This is a genomic window from Arthrobacter sp. BG5, assembly GCF_056680155.1.
Window position 1 is genome coordinate 2,659,340 of record NZ_CM155268.1, and the last position, 15,496, is coordinate 2,674,835.

Sequence of the window (15,496 nt, forward strand, 5' to 3'; positions counted from 1 at the left end):
ACGACGAAGGGAGAGTCAGCCTGTCCGTGCGGCCTATGAAGGCTGGCCCGGTTCCGCGGTGCGCTCGCGGAAAACCAGCACCGGGCAGTGGGCGTGGTGGACGGTTTGGGTCGACACGGAGCCAAGCATCATGCCGGCGAATCCACCGTGGCCGCGTGAGCCCACGGCAACCAGCTCGGCTTCCCGGGAGGCGTCCACGAGCGCCGCGGCGGGATTGCCTTGCACCAGGCGTCCGGTGATCTCCACGCCCTGGTTGCCGACGCGTGCGAGCTCCGCCTCGAGGATTGTCCGGGCGTCCGACTCGAAGATCTCGTAGTCCCAGGCCTGTCCCAGGGCGTCGCTGACGTAGGGGAAGCTCCATGCCGCCAGGGCCAGGACCTGGCCGCCGCGTAGCTTGGCTTCGTCAACCGCCCAGTCCAGGGCGGCCTGGGACTGCGGCGAACCGTCGACCCCCACTACGATCCTGAATATCCCGTTGCCGGCCATTAGTCCTCCGCGTCATCGATGGGTCCCGGGAACTGCAGGGATACCCCATCTTGGCACTGCCGGCGGTGGACCGGGAGGGGCCCCCTTAAAGCCGCCAGCCGGAGTCACCAGGTCAGGGATTTTGCCTGGCGCGTCTTGATCGCGGATGTCTGGCCGCAGTTCGAGCAGGTGATCCGGTAGCTCCTGGATGTGGTGAAGACGGGGATGAAGAACAGCGTGAACTTCGTGGCGCGTTGCTGCAGGCGGTGCTGCACGAACTGGCCGCAGCGCTGGCAGGTGGCCGGCCGGCCGGGCAGTTCGTTGAGCACGGTTTTGAGGCCGAAGAGGAGGAACATGGTGGCACCTTTCGTGGGTGGTCAGGCCTTCGGCGAGAGACGGGCGGCGAGGCCCGTGAGCAGGATGGTGATGCCTTCGTCCAACTCCGCTTTGCCGTCGTAGTCGACGAGGACCGGCGCGAGGGCCCGGAGGCGGGGGAAGTCCTTTGGCGGCAGGCGGTGCAGGCCCAGGCGCAAGAGGGCTTCGTTCTCCTCCGGGTCGACGATGAATTCCTGCAGTTCGTTGAGGATGTGGCCGTACAAGTAGCCGTAGTAGGCGCGGTAGACGTGGAGCGCGTCGGCCGGGGCGAAGCCGGCGTCGATCAGCAGGGAAAGAATCTGTTCCAAAGGGCGCAGCGTGCCCAGTGGTCGGAGGCCCAGCGGTGTGGATAGTGGCCGGGTCACCAGCAGGGGAACGACATTGGGGTGCCGGAGCGCGAGGTCGCGCAGATCATGGGCGATGCGCCGCAGCTGCGCTTGCCAGTCCGGGTCATCGGGGAAGATGGCCAGCTCGTTCAGAACGAGCTCGGAGACGCCGTCCAGCAGGGCGGCGCGGTTTTCGGCGTAGCGGTACAGGCTCATCGGGTCCCGGCCGAGTTCCTGGCCGAGCCGGCGCATGGTGAGCGCCTCCAGGCCGTCGGAGTCAACCAGCGCCAGTGCCGTGCACAGCACCAGTTCCCGGCTGAGTCGCGTTTTCGGGCCGGGGGCCGTGGAGGGCGCCAGCTTCTCTGCGGGGGACATGGGTTTCCGATCCTGTTGTGCGGGCCGGTCCGAATAAGGGGGCCGTCCCGGAAGGTTAGTCAGCAAGCTTGCCTACAGTGAAGTCTACGCCTATTGTCTACAGTGTAGAGAAGTTCCGGGTTCCGCACTGCGGTATCCCAAACCGCTTGGCGGCCCGTGCGTGGCGTACAAGCGTCTGCTGCTGTAGCCCTCGGCGGCATTAACACGCACCCAGCGGAAACGAGCCATCATGGCAGATTCGCAATACGACCAGTTTCTTCGGGAAGCCACCACCTCTGACGCCGCATCCGGTTCCGTGCTCGGCCGGGACTGTCTTTACGGCGTCTACACCAGCTGGTGTTTCCTGTCCCGGAGCGTGCCCCGGCCCGAGGATGCCTTCTGGGCAGCCATGAAGGAGAAGAGGATCCGTCCCGATCGGACTCCGCTCCGCATGAAGGGTCCCGCCGCCGCGGACTACATTCTCTCCAGCTTCCCCGGACTGGTGTGAGGCGGGTGGCCGCAAGTTCGGGCACCTACCGCCCGGTCAGCGCCCACCAGCCCCGCGGCCGCCGGCCCTGGTGCGCCGACTGCCACAGTGATCGGCACCTCCGCGCTGGTCCCGCCGCGGTCCTTGACGCTCGGGACGAAACCCTCGCCCTGGCTGTCACCTGCACTCGCTGCGGTCTCTCCCGGGTCCTGGCGACCACCGCGACCTTCGCCGCGGCCATTAGCCGCCGACGGAACAGGTGAGGCCGGCGGCCGCAATCTTTCGATCGCCGCCGCCGGCCTCAAATCCGCGCAATCGCTGCGCACCCGCGGAAGGTAAGAGATTCGAACTCTTGGTACGGGGTTACCGCACACTGGTTTTCAAGACCAGCTCCATCGGCCGCTCGGACAACCTTCCCTAACGAGTAGTGTTTCATAGCCGGTCAGTAGCCACAAAAAAGCGGCGGCGCTCGCTTGCGGCGCCGGTTTGGCCACATACTCTGGAAGCAGGCGTTGCCAGCACCGTGTGCTGCGGCCGCTCTGCCTGCACGCAATTGGTTAGGAATCGGGAGTACTCCATGAAGGCTGTCTACATCTCCGCACCCGGTGGTCCGGAGGTCCTGGAGCTTCGTGAAGTCCCCGCGCCCGTCCCGGGCCCGGGTGAGGTGCTGATCGACGTCGTCGCCGCCGGCCTCAACCGGGCGGACGTCCAGCAGCGCAAGGGGGTCTACCCGCCGCCACCGGGCGCCTCCGACATTCCCGGCCTTGAAGTTTCCGGGCGGATCGCCGGCTTCGGCCCCGGTGTCACCAAGCCTTTCTCCGTCGGGGACAAGGTTGTCGCGCTGCTGGCGGGTGGCGGTTACGCCGAAAAAGTGGCGGTGCCGGCCGGCCAGGTGCTGAGGATTCCCGACGGCGTGGACCTCGTGACTGCCGCCTCGTTGCCGGAGGTCGCGGCCACCGTCTACTCCAACCTGGTGATGACGGCCCAGCTGCAGGCGGGGGAGACCGTGCTCATCCATGGGGCCACCGGCGGCATCGGCACCATGGCAATCCAGCTGGCCAAGGCCCTCGGCGCGCACGTGGCCACCACTGCGGGCACCGCGGAGAAGGTCGGCACCGCAAAAGCCTTCCTCGGCGCGGACATCGCGATCAACTATGCGGAGGAGAGCTTCCCGGAGAGCCTGCGCGCCCAGAACGGCGGCAAGGGAGCGGATGTCATTCTCGACGTCGTCGGTGCCAAGTACCTCGGGCAGAACGTGGACGCCCTGGCCGACTACGGCCGGCTTGTGGTGATCGGCCTGCAGGGCGGCACCAAGGCTGAACTGGACCTCAATATGCTGCTCCGGAAGCGGGCGGCCATCATCGCCACGTCGCTCCGGCCCCGGCCGGTGGAGGAGAAGACGGTCATCATGAACGCGGTCCGTGACGCCGTCTGGCCACTGGTGGCCGACGGGCGGATCCGGCCTCTGGTGGCCAAGACGTTCCCGCTTGACCAGGTTCAGGCGGCGCACCGCTACTTCGATTCCGGCGAGCACGTCGGCAAGGTCCTGCTCGTCACCTAGCCCGACGTGACGCAAGGCATACGCAAATTGGCATATGCCGAGTCGCCGCCGGAGACAAACGACGATAATGTAATTCCATGCGCGGTATACACGCGTCTTGGGGCGCGTGTATACCGTCGTCCTGCTACCCTCGGGAGCACCATGTCTATCCGCCACAGCCTCCTCGCGCTGCTGCAGGAGCGGCCGCGCTACGGGTACCAGCTCAGGACCGAATTCGAGGACAGAACCGGTGCGTCCTGGCCGCTGAACATCGGACAGGTGTACACCACCCTCGACCGCCTCGAACGCGACGGCCTGGTCCAAAAAGACGGCGCCGACGGCGAAGGCCATGTCATCTACAGCATCACCCCGGCGGGGCTGGACCAGGTCCGGGAATGGTTCCGCGCCCCCGTCGGCCGCGCTACTCCGCCGCGCAACGAACTCGCCATCAAGCTCGCGCTCGCCCTCACGCTGCCCGCCGTCGACGTCGGCGCCCTCATCCAGGCGCAGCGCGCCGTGTCCATCCGGGCGCTGCAGGAGTACACCAAGTCGCGGCGCGAAGCCGTTGTGCACCCGCGCCCCGAGGACACCGCCAGGCTGCTGGTCCTGGATTCGCTGATTTTCCAGACCGAGGCAGAAGTCCGGTGGCTGGACCTCTGCGAGGCGCGCCTCATGCAGCTGGCCGGCCCGGCCTGACAACCGCGCCGGCGGGCCCGGCCTGAGAGCGGGCGCAGGTGTGACGCCGTTCACCGCGGACTCCGCACCGCTCGGCGAGCGGCGCGGCGCGGCGGGCCCGCGGCCGTATCCATCGGGAAGCCGCGTTGATAAGGTGCCATGGGGCAGATCCGACTGCTGATCTGCCACACGGGGTTTCTCAAGGAGGAGACATGGGCACAATGCCAGACGGCGGGCCAAACACCGCACAAATCGACGACGGCATCACACCGGTACCGGGCCTTCCGGCCACGGCCGTCGACGAGTCCGTCCGCGAAGCTGAAGAGCGCAAGTGGACACCCGCGAAAATCGCCCTCTGGGCGGCCATCGCACTGCTGGGCGGCGTCGCCTGGTTCATGCTCGCGATCGTCCGCGGCGAGACGGTCAACGCAATCTGGTTTGTGTTCGCCTCTGTCTGCACCTACCTGATCGGGTACCGCTTCTATTCCAAGGTCATCGAGCGGTACATCACCAAGCCGAACGACCGCCGCGCCACCCCCGCCGAATACAAGGCGGACGGCAAGGACTACGTCCGCACCGACCGCAACGTCCTCTTCGGCCACCACTTCGCCGCCATCGCCGGCGCCGGGCCCCTCGTCGGCCCTGTCATCGCGGCCCAGATGGGCTACCTGCCCGGCACCATCTGGATCATCATCGGCGTCGTCCTTGCCGGCGCCGTCCAGGACTACCTGGTCCTCTTCTTCTCGATGCGCCGCGGCGGCCGCTCGCTCGGCCAGATGGCCCGTGAGGAACTCGGCGTGATCGGCGGCACCGCCGCCCTCATCGCCACGCTGCTCATCATGGTGATCATCGTCGCCATCCTGGCGCTCGTCGTTGTCAACGCCCTCGGCGAAAGTCCCTGGGGCGTCTTCTCCGTGGGCATGACCATCCCGATCGCCCTGTTCATGGGCGTCTACCTCCGCTACCTCCGCCCCGGCAAGGTCATGGAAGTCTCCCTCATCGGCTTCGTGCTGCTGATGGCCGCCATCATTGGCGGCGGCGCCGTGGCGGGCACCGAGTGGGGTGCCGCATTCTTCCACCTGGACAAGGTCACCATCGCCTGGGGCCTGATCATCTACGGCTTCATCGCCGCCATCCTGCCCGTGTGGCTGCTGCTCGCACCGCGCGACTACCTCTCCACCTTCATGAAGATCGGCGTGATCGTGATGCTGGCTCTGGCCATCATCGTGGTGCGGCCCGAAATCACCGTGCCCGCATTCAGCGAATTCGCCTCCCGCGACAACGGACCGGTCTTCGCCGGAGCCGTGTTCCCGTTCCTCTTCGTGACCATCGCCTGCGGCGCCCTCTCCGGCTTCCACGCCCTGATCTCCTCCGGCACGACGCCGAAGCTCATCGAAAAGGAACGCCAGACCCGCCTCATCGGCTACGGCGGCATGCTGATGGAATCCTTCGTCGCCATCATGGCGCTCGTGGCAGCGATCTCGATCGACCGCGGCATCTACTTCGCCATGAACGCGCCGCTCGCCCTCACCGGCGGCACGGTCGAATCGGCGGCACAGTGGGTCAACAGCCTGGGCCTGGCCGGGGTCAACATGACCCCCGATGTCCTCGCCCAGACCGCCAAGGACGTCGGCGAGCAGAGCATCATCTCCCGCTCCGGCGGCGCCCCCACCCTCGCCGTCGGCCTGGCCCACATCATGCAGCAGTTCATCGGCGGCACCGCCATGATGGCGTTCTGGTACCACTTCGCCATCATGTTCGAAGCGCTCTTCATCCTGACGGCGGTCGACGCCGGCACCCGCGTCGCGCGCTTTATGCTGCAGGACTCGATCGGCAACTTCGTCCCGAAGTTCAAGGACCACTCCTGGCGGCCGGGGGCGTGGCTCGCCACCGCGGTGATGGTCGCCGCGTGGGGCGCCGTGCTGCTGATGGGCGTCACCGACCCGCTGGGCGGCATCAACACGCTGTTCCCGCTGTTCGGCATCGCCAACCAGCTGCTCGCAGCCATCGCACTGTCGGTGGTCCTGGCCATTGTGGCCAAGCGCGGCACGTTCAAGTACCTCTGGATCGTGGCGCTGCCGCTGGCCTTCGCGGCCGTCGTCACCATCACCGCGAGCTTCTACAAGATCTTCTCGCCGGTCCCGGCCGTCGGGTACTTCGCCAACAACGCAGCGTTCGCTAAGGCACTTGCCGACGGGAAGACCTCCTTCGGCACGGCCAAGACCCAGGCTGCCATGGAAGCCGTGGTCCGCAACACGATGATCCAGGGCTGGCTCTCGATCATCTTTGTGGTGCTGAGCATCATCGTCATCGTCACGGCCCTGATCGCCACCGCCAAGGCCTTCCGCAATGCCTCGGCCGGCATCGCCAACGTCGAGTACGAGGATCCGGCGCAGCCGTCCCGCGTTTTCGCGCCGGCCGGGCTGTTCCCGACCGCGGCGGAGCGCGAACTGGACGCTGAGTGGAAGAAGCTGCCGGCAGACCAGCGGCTCGAACACTCCGCACGGCACTGACGGTTGCGGCCATGAATGCACTCGTAGCGGGATTCCGGGGCTTTGCCGAGTACTTCAGCGGTGTCCTCGGAGCCGATGCCTACAAGAAGTACCTGGAGCACCACCAGGCCTCGGGCCACGACGGTCCGCCGATGTGTGAGCGCGACTTCTGGCGCGACCACACGGACCGCCAGGACAGCAACCCGCAGGGCCGCTGCTGCTGAAAGGCCCTCTCGCTGCCGGAGGCGCCGTTGGGAACACCCGTTCCCGGCGGCGCCTCCGGCCGTTATCGGCGCCGTTTCGGGGCCCGACGCCGGGGCCCGGAGCCGATCGTCATGCACCTCGGCCCTCCGCCTCCGCGCGTGAGAGTATGAAGCCATGAGCGATCCGATCGACACTCAGTCCGGCGACGACAAACCGATGGAGGGCATCACCACGCCCGCGGCAGCGCAGGATGCCTCCGCTGCCGACGCGACGGCCGGGGCACCGGCCCCGCGCCTGTCCGCTTCAGCCGGGCCGGGTCCGCGCGGCCGCGCAAGCCACCTGCAGGACCTGGTGGACGAACCGGCGAAGGTCATGCGGATCGGCACTATGCTCAAGCAGCTGCTGGACGAAGTGAAGTCCGCCCCGCTGGACGATGCGGCCCGGATCCGGCTGGCCGAAATCCACGAACGCTCCATCAAAGAACTCGAGGACGGACTGGCCCCCGAGCTGGTCCAGGAGCTCGAACGGATCCACCTGCCGTTTACCGAGGACGGCACCCCCTCCGACGCTGAACTGCGCATCGCCCAGGCCCAGCTGGTCGGCTGGCTCGAGGGCCTCTTCCACGGGATCCAGACGGCGATCGCCGCCCAGCACGCCGCCCGGGAGCACGCGGCCGCGCAGCTGCAGCTCCGCCAGCTGCCGCCGGGCACCATGATCGCGCCCGGCGTCATCATCGGGGAAAACGGTGAACCCCAGCGGGCCGCCGAGCCGCAGCCCGGCGCGGATCCGGCGCAACCCGCCCGCCCGGCCGATCCGGACCACGGTCCCGGCCAGTACCTCTAGGCCACCGTTGGGATTCTTCAGCGCCGCGCGGCAGGGACGCAAGGACGACGCGGAACTCGGGAAGGGCCTGTGGCGGCGCGCCCACGACCGGTTCGTCCGGGGACTGGACCGGTACCACCAGGTGCTCGAAGGCGTCGAGGACGAGGCGCTCTACGCGGAACTGGTCGAGATCGCCAACGAACTTTCCGAACTTGCCGTCCGGGTCCGGCAGATTTGCATGGAAGCGCAGCGCCGCTCGCCCAGCGACGGCCTCGACATCCCCGGGGCGTTGGCCGGCGTGCACCGCTCGCTGTCGACGGCGGGGAACTCACTGGCCATGACGGCGGAAGCGGCGGCCATGCTCCGCCTCGCCGTCGGGCCGGTGCCGGTGGGCGCCGCGTCGGTGCGCCGCCGCGCGGAGACGGTGGTGGAACACATTGACGACGCCGAACGCCGCCTGGCCGAGGCGGCCACACAACCCTGACGACGGGCACCCGGGCCGGATATTCCGAGTTAAGCGCCTAGCTTAGCGCGGGCAAAACACTGGCATCCGGCGTAGTGAGTTGGCAGGATAAAAAGATGACTTCTTCTCCTGAACTGACATTCAATGACGGCAACACCATCCCGCAGCTCGGCTACGGGGTCTGGCAGGTTGAGGACGACGTGGCCGAAAAGGTCGTCGTCCAGGCGTTCGAGGCCGGCTACCGGCACATCGACACCGCCAAGATCTACGGGAACGAAGCCGGGGTGGGCCGGGCCATCGCCCGCTCCGGGCTCAAGTCGGAGGAAATCTTCATCACCACCAAGCTGTGGAACGCGGACCAGGGCTACGAGTCCACGCTGAAGGCGTTCGAGGAATCCATGGAACGCCTCGGCCTTGAGACCCTGGATCTGTACCTCATCCACTGGATGCAGCCGAAGCAGGACAAGTACGTGGACACCTGGAAGGCGCTCATCGAACTGCAGAAGCAGGGGCGCGTCAAGACCATCGGCGTCTCCAACTTCACCAAGGAAGGGCTGCAGCGCCTGATCGACGAAACCGGCGTGGTCCCGGCGATCCACCAGATCGAGCTGCACCCGTTCTTCAACCAAGCCGAGCTGCGTGAGTTCAACGCTTCGCAGGGCATCCTCACCGAGGCCTGGTCGCCGCTGGGCCAGGGCGGCGAGCTGCTGGAAAGCCCGGTCATCGCCCAGATCGCGGCCAAGCACAATGCCACGCCGGCGCAGGTAGTCATCGCCTGGCACCTCGCGATCGGCAACGTTGTGATCCCCAAGTCGGTGACCGAATCACGGATCCGCGAGAACTACGAGGCACTGGACGTCACCCTCGACCAGACCGATGTCGAGGCGATCAACGGCCTGGACCGCTCCGCTGAGGGCGCCGGCCGCATCGGTGCAGACCCGGCGGTCTCCGACTTCGCCTAGTCGGTCCAGCCGGTAGCGAAAAGAAGCGGTCCAGGGCCTTGTTGGCCTTGGACCGCTCTTTTTTGCGGGTGCCGCCGGTGCGGCCCCTTCACACCGTCAGCCGGCAGGACTGCAGGGGACGATGTGGGAGGCGTCGCCGGAGGCGGCATTAAGGGCACGGATCTTCGCGATGAGGGCCCGCGTGACGGCATCCTTTTCCAGCTGTGCGTAAATCGGGGCTGCCGCGGCTTCGAAGGCTGCGATCTCCGCCGCGGTTGCTTCCACGATCGTGCCGCCTTGTTGGCAGTAGGCGGCTGCGTCGTCGGTGGTGTGGAGCATTGCTCCCGTCGCCGCGTCCCGGGTCTTGGCAGCCGCCTCCAACAGGATCCGCCGGTCGTCGGCGGCCAGGTGGGAGTTGATATTGGTGTTGATCACCAGCGAGTTGACCTTCACATACAGGGGCAGGTTCCCGGTGGTGGTGCTGGGCTGCGGGAAGGTCCCGGCCCGGGTGAAGGATGACTCAGCGGCTTTGACTGTGCCTTTGTCCAGGGCGTCGGTAAAGAGATCGCCCGCCAGGGACTGCGGGCTGGCGCCCAGCGCCTTTAGGGTTGCATAGCCCGTGCTGGAGCGCGGGGCGCGGACCACTTTGCCGGCGAGCTGGGCCGGCGCTGTCACTGGTCCCTCAAAGGAAAAGAGCATCCGGGGACCGTCCGGCAGCAGGGCCAGCCCGGTGAGCCCGACTGCTTTCAGGCCCGCCAGCATGCCGCCCGCGAGCTCCGGCGCGACGAGCTTGGTGACCACCTGATCGGAGGGCCGGAGGAAGGGGGCCGACAGGGCCGCAAAGGACAGGACGCCTTCTGATTCCCAGGTCCGGGTGGGGATCAGTGCCATGTCGAAGTCGCCGCCCTCGGTAGATTGGGCGACTGCCTGGTCCCACGCGCCAGCCTCGTCGGCGGCCGCTTTCAGCACGAGTTCGATCCGCATGCTGCCCCGGGAAATTTCCTGCACCTGCCGGGTGAATTCCCGGATCTGGGCCGCGGAACGGCCGTCCGGCCCTCCGGCAGTGGCCAGGGTCAGGACCGTTGCGTCGTCGGCGTGTTGATCCTTCTGTGTAGGCCCGGCGGGTGTGCCGCATCCGTTGGTCGCCAGGACAATGGCGACCAACGCCAGGATGGCTCCACCCCGCAACCGTGATTTCATGCTGGCCTCCACGTCCGGATCCCGAGGCGGTTTCCTCCACAGCAATAGCCACCGGCTGGGAAGAAGCCTCCACCTCGAAAGTTACTCCCTCCGGCCCTCGTCCAACAGACCGCGGGCACGCCGGCAGGAAGCGGCGGACCGCGCCGGACGCCTGGCCGGCCAGGCACCTTCCGGTCCAGGCACCTTCCGGCCTCAGGCGGCGGCCCGGGCCCGGCTTGGCCGTACGGAGTCGACGATCGCCCAGCCGTCCTCGTCGAGGAGGCGACGGCTGGCAAAACGCTCGGCCGCCGTGGCGTCATCGAAGGCTTCGGTGCGGACGCGCCCGCAGTCGGTGTCCAGGTAAGTGACTTCCCAGTGCAGCTCTTCTGCCTGCTGGGCTGCTGCAAAATCCTGATGCTTTTCCATGAATTAAGTCTGCAACCGACCTCTGACAGTCAGCGATCATCCTCCCGGCGTGTTGCCCAGCCGCAGCACGCGTTCCCGCGCCAGGTCCTCCCGACGGCGGGCCTTGTCCGCGGCGCGGGCGGCCTGCTGCGCGGCAGCAGCAGCCGACTCCGCGCGCCTGCGGGCCTGCCGCAGCCCGGTCTCGGCCTGCTCCAGCTGTTCCTTGAGCCTGCCTGCCTCCTCGGCCAGCGCCGCCACGTCCTCGCTCGCATCCTGCAGCTCCGCACCCGTGCGCTCGGCTTCCGCGGCGCTGGAGCGGGCGTCGTCGGCGGCCTCCTTCAGGGCTGCCTGGGCGCGCTGCCTTGCCGACGGGGTGGGTGCCGCCCGCTCCTGCCGGACCGCCCGGAGCCGAGGCTGGTCAGCAGCAGGCGGCGCGCTGGGCCGCCGGGAGGCCGCCGGCGGGGGAGCAGCCGACGGCATTGCCCCGGGGGCCTCCGGGACGGCGACGGCGCCGTCCAGGTCAACGACGTCGACGCCGTCGGCGGAGAGCGCCCGGAGCAGCCGTCCGCTCCGGACAGCCGCAGCGGCACCCTCGTCGGCTGTCGCCGCGCGCAGGGTCTGTTCCACTTCGGCAGCGACGGTGCCGCTGATCTTCCGCCCCTCCTGCTCCGCCGCGGCGCGGGCAGCGTCGACGGCGCCGGCCAGCATGGTCCGCCGTTCCCGGGAAAGACTGCGGAGCGCCGCCGCGTCGAGGTCCGCCTGAGCCCGGCGCATGGCAAGTCCCAGCTCGGCCAGGTCGCCGAGAACCTCCGGCCGCTGCCAGGCGAGCATGTTGACTGCCCACGCGCCCACCGAGGGCTTGGGCAGGGAGCGCACCTCGGCCGCGCGAGAGCGCAGCTCCGGCGTCGCGTTGGCCGAGAGCATGTCCTTGGCCGCGGCGTTACGGCCCGCGACAAAGGCGTCAAACGGCATCGCGTAGAGCTGCGCCGCAATGTCCGCGAGCTCAGGTTTTGCCATGCAAGAATCATAGAAGCTCAGGCCGCATGCCGGGGCGCGCGGCCCACGTCCCCCGTAGGAGATCCCACGTGATTGAAATTGCCGGACTCCCGGCCCACATCCTTCTGGTCCACGCCGTCGTGGTGCTTGGTCCCATCGCCGGCCTCGCGGCCATCGCCTACGCAGCGGCGCCGCGCTGGCGCAGGTACCTGGCCTGGCCGCTGGGGGTCCTCTCGCTGGGGCTGGTCCCCGTTGCACTCGTCACCGCGCAGGCGGGGGAGCAGCTGCAGAAGGCCCGTCCGTCGACGGAGCTGGTCCGGGAGCACGCCGAGCAGGGAGATGTGCTGAAGGTTGTTTCGGTGATCTTCTTCGTGATTGTCGCGGCGATGATTGTGGTGAGCTTTGAACCGGTCGGCCGGCGCCTCGCCTTCCTCGGCAGCCTGCGAGAAAACCGGGTCCTGCGGACCGTCCTGCTGGTTGCCGGGGCCCTGGCCGGTGCCTTCTTCGTCTACCAGAGCGTCATCACCGGGCACTCCGGCGCCGCTTCGGTCTGGGCGCGCTGAGCGGACTGCCCGCGTCCGGCGGCACCCCGCCTTAGGCGGCGCCCCGCGTGTAAGGCGGCGACGGCGTCAGGCCCGCCGCACCCGTCGCACCGTCATGAGCAGCAGCACCAGGGCCACAGCCTGCAGCGCGGCGACCGCCGCGATCAGCGCGGGGGCGGCCCCGTAGAGGGCGCCGTAAAGCGCGCCGCCGGCCAGCGCGCCCGCTCCCTCGAAGGCCGCGAAGACCCCGTATGCCGATCCCTGCCGCGGCTCCGGGACAAGGTCGGCCACCAGCGCCTTGACCGTGGAGTCCTGGATGCCGGTGGCGGCGCCCCAGACTGCCACGCCGGCCAGCACCAGGGCGACGCCGGTGGAGAAGGCCAGCACCGGAATGGCCGTGATCAGCACGGGCAGGGCCAGCAGCACGGCCGGGCCCAGCCTGTCGTAGAGGAAGCCGCTGCCCAGCGCGCCAAGGGCCGCTGCGCCCATGGCCGCGGCGTAAAGCAGCGGAACCACCGGGGCCGGAACCGCCACCGCGGTGCTCAGGTGGTAGGAGATCACCCCGAAAGCCACCAATCCCGCGCTCCAGAAAAAGGCGCACACCGCAAAGAGCAGGAAAACTCCGGAGAACAACGACGGCGGCGTGCCGGCCGTGCCGGGAACCGTCTCCCGCGCGGGGCCCGCGCCCGGGCCGGCAGCCCGGCGGCGCAGCCCGAGTAGCAGCGCCAGCGCCATCGCGGCCGGAACGGCGAGACCGCAAACGCCGTCGAGATTACTCCGGTGGCCGCCAGCACAGCCGCCACCATGAGGGGTCCCAGAAGCGCCCCGGCGAGATCCAGCGACTTGTGCACGGCAAAGCCCCGGCCGCGGCCCACTTGCTTGGCCGCGGAGGCGAGCAGCACAGTCTTTGCCGGACTCCGCACCGCCTTGCCCACGCGGTCGCCGATGATCAGGGCCGAAGCCAGGACCAGCCCCGCCGCGCCCGCGGCCGGGGCGAAAGCCAGCAGCGGCACGCACAACGCCGTCAGCGCATACCCCGCCACCGTGAAAGTCCAGTACTTGCGGGTCCGGTCCGCCCACGGCCCGAAGACAAGGCGCAGGCCCTGCGCCGCGGCCTCCGCCCCGCCGGTAACGAGCCCCACCAGCAACGCGGAAGCGCCAAGCTGGGCCAGCAGCGGCCCGGCGAGCGGCCGGGCGCCGTCGGAGACGACGTCGGTGGCCAGGCTGACCAAACCGAAGCCGACCACCGTGCCCCACGGCCCGCGTGCCCGTGCCGGCAGCCCGGCCGGCGCCGCGGAGGGGTCCGTCCCGGTAGCGGCGGACGCCGGAGAGTTGGGCACCTTGCGCTCGGGCCGGTCCATGTCCCAAGAGTCGCGGACGCGGCCGGCATTGACAAGCGCCGCCCGGCGGGTGTCCGGGCAGGGTTCGTAGCGTGTTCACCACGGGTTCACAGTCCCCTCAGTTCCCGCTGGCTGAATGGCTTGGACATCAGCCAACCCCTGAGGAGACAACATGTCAGGTTCCTTTGCCACGTCCCGCCGCCGCTTCCTTGCCCTGTCCGGCGGCGCGGCGGCCACTGCCGCCGTCTACGGATTCTCTGCGGCCCCCGCCTGGGCCGAACCCCACTTTCCGCGGAACCCTTTCACCCTGGGGGTAGCGTCGGGTGACCCCACCCCTGACGGCGTCGTGTTGTGGACCCGCCTGGCGCCCGAGCCCCAGGCAGCAGACGGGCTCGGCGGCATGCCGCCGTACAAGGTCCAGGTGAACTGGCAGGTGGCCGCGGATCCGGAATTCCGTACCGTCGTTAAGGCGGGCAGCGAGAACGCGGCCCCCGAGCTGGCGCACTCCGTGCACGCCGAAGTGGACGGGCTGCGCCCCTCCGCGGACTACTGGTTCCGTTTCAGGGTCGGCAACGAGGAAAGCCCGGTCGGGCACACCCGGACGGCGCCGGCGGCCGGGTCGGACCCCGGGCGGATCACCTTCGGACTGGCCTCGTGCCAGGCGTGGGCCGGCGGCCGCTACGCCGCCTACCGCTCCATGGCGCAGGAGGACCTCGACCTTGTTGTGCACGTGGGGGACTACACCTACGAGGGCAAAAATCATGAGACCCTGGCTGACTTCCGCAACAACCACGCCAAGTACAAGAGCTCGCCCGACCTGCAGGCCGCACACGCGAGGTTCCCGTTCGTCGTGACCTTCGACGACCACGAAGTGGAGAACAACTGGGCCGGCGGTGTCTCCCAGCCGGACAACGAGGCGTCCAACGACCCGCAGCGATTCCTCCAGTTGCGCGCCAACGCTTTCCAGGCCTACTACGAGCACCTTCCGCTTCGCCGCCCGCAGCGGCCCACGGGCCCGGACATGGTCCTGTACCGAGGACTGGACTACGGCAACCTGGCCAAATTCCACGTACTCGACACGCGCCAGTACCGTTCGGACCAGCTGACGGAGAATTTCCCGGGCGGCCCGCAGCACCCCGGCGTGTACGACCCCTCCCGTACCCTCATGGGGGATGCGCAAGAGCAGTGGCTCTTCCAGGGGCTCGTGTCCTCGCCCGCGCGCTGGAACCTCATCGCCCAACAGACAATGATGGCGCAGTACGACTACGACCCCTCCGAGGTCCTCTCGGTCAACCACGACCAGTGGGACGGCTACGTCGTCTCGCGCAACCGGCTCACCAACTTCATCGACCAGCAGAACCCGGCCAACCCCGTGATCCTGAGCGGTGACTGGCACGCGGCCTTCGTCAACGACGTCCTGCTCGACCACGCGGACCCGGCATCGAAGGTGGTCACAACCGAGTTCGTCGGAACCTCCATCAGCTCCGGTTGCAGCTGGGCGCAGGCAATCAAGAACGGCCTGCCGGCCAACCCGCACACCCACTACATCAACCCGGACAAGCGGGGCTGGACCCGCTGCACCGTGACTCCGGATGAATTCCGCAGCGATTACCTCGTAGTGGCCTCGGCAGCAGACACTGCGTCCCCTGCCGTCGTCGATGCGTCTTTCGTGGTGCGGAACGGCCAGCCGGGGGCCCAACGGGCCTGACGCCGTCGGCGGCTGGGGCCTTACTAGCGACACCCAAGAAAAAACCCCGTACTCCCGCTCAGCGGGAATGCGGGGTTTTTCTTTGAGCTTCCTATCAGAATCGAACTGATGACCTTCTCATTACGAGTGAGACGCTCTACCGACTGAGCTAAGGAAGCAACCGCGTGAAACCCCGGCGAACC

Annotated in this window: 18 protein-coding genes and 2 tRNA genes; 10 read left to right on the forward strand and 10 right to left on the reverse strand. The window is 68.3% G+C overall.

The annotated features are described in order from the left end of the window. Positions 1-33 precede the first annotated feature (33 nt). The 3 genes from AC1MBE_RS12330 to AC1MBE_RS12340 form a co-directional block, all read right to left on the reverse strand. Positions 34-456 carry a universal stress protein gene (locus AC1MBE_RS12330; RefSeq protein ID WP_479778632.1) on the reverse strand — a complete coding sequence of 141 codons (423 nt, stop codon included), beginning with the start codon at positions 454-456 and terminating at the stop codon, positions 34-36. 134 nt (positions 457-590) lie between these two features. Next, on the reverse strand, positions 591-821 hold the full coding sequence (locus AC1MBE_RS12335; RefSeq protein WP_479778634.1) for a zinc-ribbon domain-containing protein: 231 nt from the start codon (positions 819-821) through the stop codon (positions 591-593). 21 nt (positions 822-842) lie between these two features. After that, a complete protein-coding gene (locus AC1MBE_RS12340) occupies positions 843-1,541 on the reverse strand; it encodes a TetR/AcrR family transcriptional regulator C-terminal domain-containing protein (protein WP_479778636.1) in 699 nt (232 codons plus the stop codon). Between the two features lie 229 nt (positions 1,542-1,770). Here AC1MBE_RS12340 and AC1MBE_RS12345 point away from each other — a divergent pair, with 229 nt between their 5' ends. Beyond that, positions 1,771-2,028, forward strand: coding sequence for a hypothetical protein (locus AC1MBE_RS12345; RefSeq protein WP_479778638.1), 258 nt, complete (start codon positions 1,771-1,773; stop codon positions 2,026-2,028). Between the two features lie 308 nt (positions 2,029-2,336). Here AC1MBE_RS12345 and AC1MBE_RS12350 read toward each other — a convergent pair. Beyond that, positions 2,337-2,424, reverse strand: a tRNA-Ser gene (locus AC1MBE_RS12350). Positions 2,425-2,584: 160 nt separating this feature from the next. Between AC1MBE_RS12350 and AC1MBE_RS12355 the strand changes: the two genes are divergently transcribed. The 7 genes from AC1MBE_RS12355 (at position 2,585) to AC1MBE_RS12385 (ending at position 9,165) form a co-directional block, all read left to right on the forward strand. Next, complete coding sequence (locus tag AC1MBE_RS12355; protein WP_479778640.1) at positions 2,585-3,568, forward strand: NAD(P)H-quinone oxidoreductase; 984 nt, start codon at positions 2,585-2,587, stop codon at positions 3,566-3,568. Positions 3,569-3,709: 141 nt separating this feature from the next. Further along, on the forward strand, positions 3,710-4,243 hold the full coding sequence (locus AC1MBE_RS12360; protein WP_479778642.1) for a PadR family transcriptional regulator: 534 nt from the start codon (positions 3,710-3,712) through the stop codon (positions 4,241-4,243). Between the two features lie 200 nt (positions 4,244-4,443). Next, complete coding sequence (locus AC1MBE_RS12365; RefSeq protein WP_479782593.1) at positions 4,444-6,735, forward strand: carbon starvation CstA family protein; 2,292 nt, start codon at positions 4,444-4,446, stop codon at positions 6,733-6,735. 11 nt (positions 6,736-6,746) lie between these two features. Beyond that, positions 6,747-6,938: a YbdD/YjiX family protein gene (locus AC1MBE_RS12370; RefSeq protein WP_346960398.1), complete on the forward strand. Its 192-nt coding sequence runs from the start codon at positions 6,747-6,749 to the stop codon at positions 6,936-6,938. A 154-nt stretch (positions 6,939-7,092) separates the two neighbouring features. Then, entirely contained in the window at positions 7,093-7,761 is a 669-nt protein-coding gene (locus AC1MBE_RS12375; RefSeq protein WP_479778645.1) for a bacterial proteasome activator family protein, read from the forward strand. 7 nt (positions 7,762-7,768) lie between these two features. Further along, entirely contained in the window at positions 7,769-8,224 is a 456-nt protein-coding gene (locus AC1MBE_RS12380) for a hypothetical protein (protein WP_479778646.1), read from the forward strand. Between the two features lie 95 nt (positions 8,225-8,319). Next, on the forward strand, positions 8,320-9,165 hold the full coding sequence (locus AC1MBE_RS12385) for an aldo/keto reductase (RefSeq protein ID WP_479778648.1): 846 nt from the start codon (positions 8,320-8,322) through the stop codon (positions 9,163-9,165). Positions 9,166-9,261: 96 nt separating this feature from the next. Here AC1MBE_RS12385 and AC1MBE_RS12390 read toward each other — a convergent pair whose 3' ends face one another. The 3 genes from AC1MBE_RS12390 to AC1MBE_RS12400 all read right to left on the reverse strand — a co-directional run bounded on the left by AC1MBE_RS12390 (position 9,262) and on the right by AC1MBE_RS12400 (position 11,745). Continuing rightward, entirely contained in the window at positions 9,262-10,344 is a 1,083-nt protein-coding gene (locus AC1MBE_RS12390) for a TRAP transporter substrate-binding protein (protein ID WP_479778650.1), read from the reverse strand. Between the two features lie 192 nt (positions 10,345-10,536). Continuing rightward, positions 10,537-10,749, reverse strand: a complete 213-nt coding sequence (locus AC1MBE_RS12395) for a hypothetical protein (RefSeq protein WP_479778652.1) — start codon at positions 10,747-10,749, stop codon at positions 10,537-10,539. A 36-nt stretch (positions 10,750-10,785) separates the two neighbouring features. Continuing rightward, entirely contained in the window at positions 10,786-11,745 is a 960-nt protein-coding gene (locus tag AC1MBE_RS12400; protein WP_479778654.1) for a hypothetical protein, read from the reverse strand. A gap of 68 nt (positions 11,746-11,813) precedes the next feature. Here AC1MBE_RS12400 and AC1MBE_RS12405 point away from each other — a divergent pair, with 68 nt between their 5' ends. After that, the gene (locus AC1MBE_RS12405) at positions 11,814-12,287 is read left to right on the forward strand and encodes a DUF2231 domain-containing protein (RefSeq protein ID WP_479778656.1); all 474 of its coding nucleotides are present in this window, start codon (positions 11,814-11,816) and stop codon (positions 12,285-12,287) included. 66 nt (positions 12,288-12,353) lie between these two features. Here AC1MBE_RS12405 and AC1MBE_RS12410 read toward each other — a convergent pair whose 3' ends face one another. Together AC1MBE_RS12410 and AC1MBE_RS12415 are read right to left on the reverse strand one after the other, a co-directional pair. Further along, entirely contained in the window at positions 12,354-12,839 is a 486-nt protein-coding gene (locus tag AC1MBE_RS12410; protein ID WP_479778658.1) for an MFS transporter, read from the reverse strand. Next, positions 12,824-13,627 carry an MFS transporter gene (locus tag AC1MBE_RS12415; RefSeq protein ID WP_479778660.1) on the reverse strand — a complete coding sequence of 268 codons (804 nt, stop codon included), beginning with the start codon at positions 13,625-13,627 and terminating at the stop codon, positions 12,824-12,826. Before AC1MBE_RS12415 ends, AC1MBE_RS12410 begins: the two co-directional genes overlap by 16 nt. A 151-nt stretch (positions 13,628-13,778) precedes the next feature. On the opposite strand from AC1MBE_RS12415, the gene AC1MBE_RS12420 reads away from it, so the two are divergent. After that, positions 13,779-15,314, forward strand: a complete 1,536-nt coding sequence (locus AC1MBE_RS12420) for an alkaline phosphatase D family protein (RefSeq protein WP_479778662.1) — start codon at positions 13,779-13,781, stop codon at positions 15,312-15,314. Between the two features lie 85 nt (positions 15,315-15,399). Here the strand turns inward: AC1MBE_RS12420 and AC1MBE_RS12425 are convergent. Further along, positions 15,400-15,472 (reverse strand) — tRNA-Thr (locus AC1MBE_RS12425). Between the last annotated feature and the right edge of the window lie 24 nt (positions 15,473-15,496).

Bases quoted from the DNA above. Each gene is read 5' to 3' on its own strand.
- AC1MBE_RS12415 (WP_479778660.1), bottom strand. From the start codon at position 13,627: ATGGACCGGCCCGAGCGCAAGGTGCCCAACTCTCCGGCGTCCGCCGCT.
- AC1MBE_RS12340 (WP_479778636.1), bottom strand. From the start codon at position 1,541: ATGTCCCCCGCAGAGAAGCTGGCGCCCTCCACGGCCCCCGGCCCGAAA.
- AC1MBE_RS12390 (WP_479778650.1), bottom strand. From the start codon at position 10,344: ATGAAATCACGGTTGCGGGGTGGAGCCATCCTGGCGTTGGTCGCCATT.
- AC1MBE_RS12360 (WP_479778642.1), top strand. From the start codon at position 3,710: ATGTCTATCCGCCACAGCCTCCTCGCGCTGCTGCAGGAGCGGCCGCGC.
- AC1MBE_RS12375 (WP_479778645.1), top strand. From the start codon at position 7,093: ATGAGCGATCCGATCGACACTCAGTCCGGCGACGACAAACCGATGGAG.
- AC1MBE_RS12370 (WP_346960398.1), top strand. From the start codon at position 6,747: ATGAATGCACTCGTAGCGGGATTCCGGGGCTTTGCCGAGTACTTCAGC.
- AC1MBE_RS12395 (WP_479778652.1), bottom strand. From the start codon at position 10,749: ATGGAAAAGCATCAGGATTTTGCAGCAGCCCAGCAGGCAGAAGAGCTG.
- AC1MBE_RS12335 (WP_479778634.1), bottom strand. From the start codon at position 821: ATGTTCCTCCTCTTCGGCCTCAAAACCGTGCTCAACGAACTGCCCGGC.
- AC1MBE_RS12385 (WP_479778648.1), top strand. From the start codon at position 8,320: ATGACTTCTTCTCCTGAACTGACATTCAATGACGGCAACACCATCCCG.
- AC1MBE_RS12355 (WP_479778640.1), top strand. From the start codon at position 2,585: ATGAAGGCTGTCTACATCTCCGCACCCGGTGGTCCGGAGGTCCTGGAG.
- AC1MBE_RS12420 (WP_479778662.1), top strand. From the start codon at position 13,779: ATGTCAGGTTCCTTTGCCACGTCCCGCCGCCGCTTCCTTGCCCTGTCC.
- AC1MBE_RS12400 (WP_479778654.1), bottom strand. From the start codon at position 11,745: ATGGCAAAACCTGAGCTCGCGGACATTGCGGCGCAGCTCTACGCGATG.
- AC1MBE_RS12345 (WP_479778638.1), top strand. From the start codon at position 1,771: ATGGCAGATTCGCAATACGACCAGTTTCTTCGGGAAGCCACCACCTCT.
- AC1MBE_RS12365 (WP_479782593.1), top strand. From the start codon at position 4,444: ATGCCAGACGGCGGGCCAAACACCGCACAAATCGACGACGGCATCACA.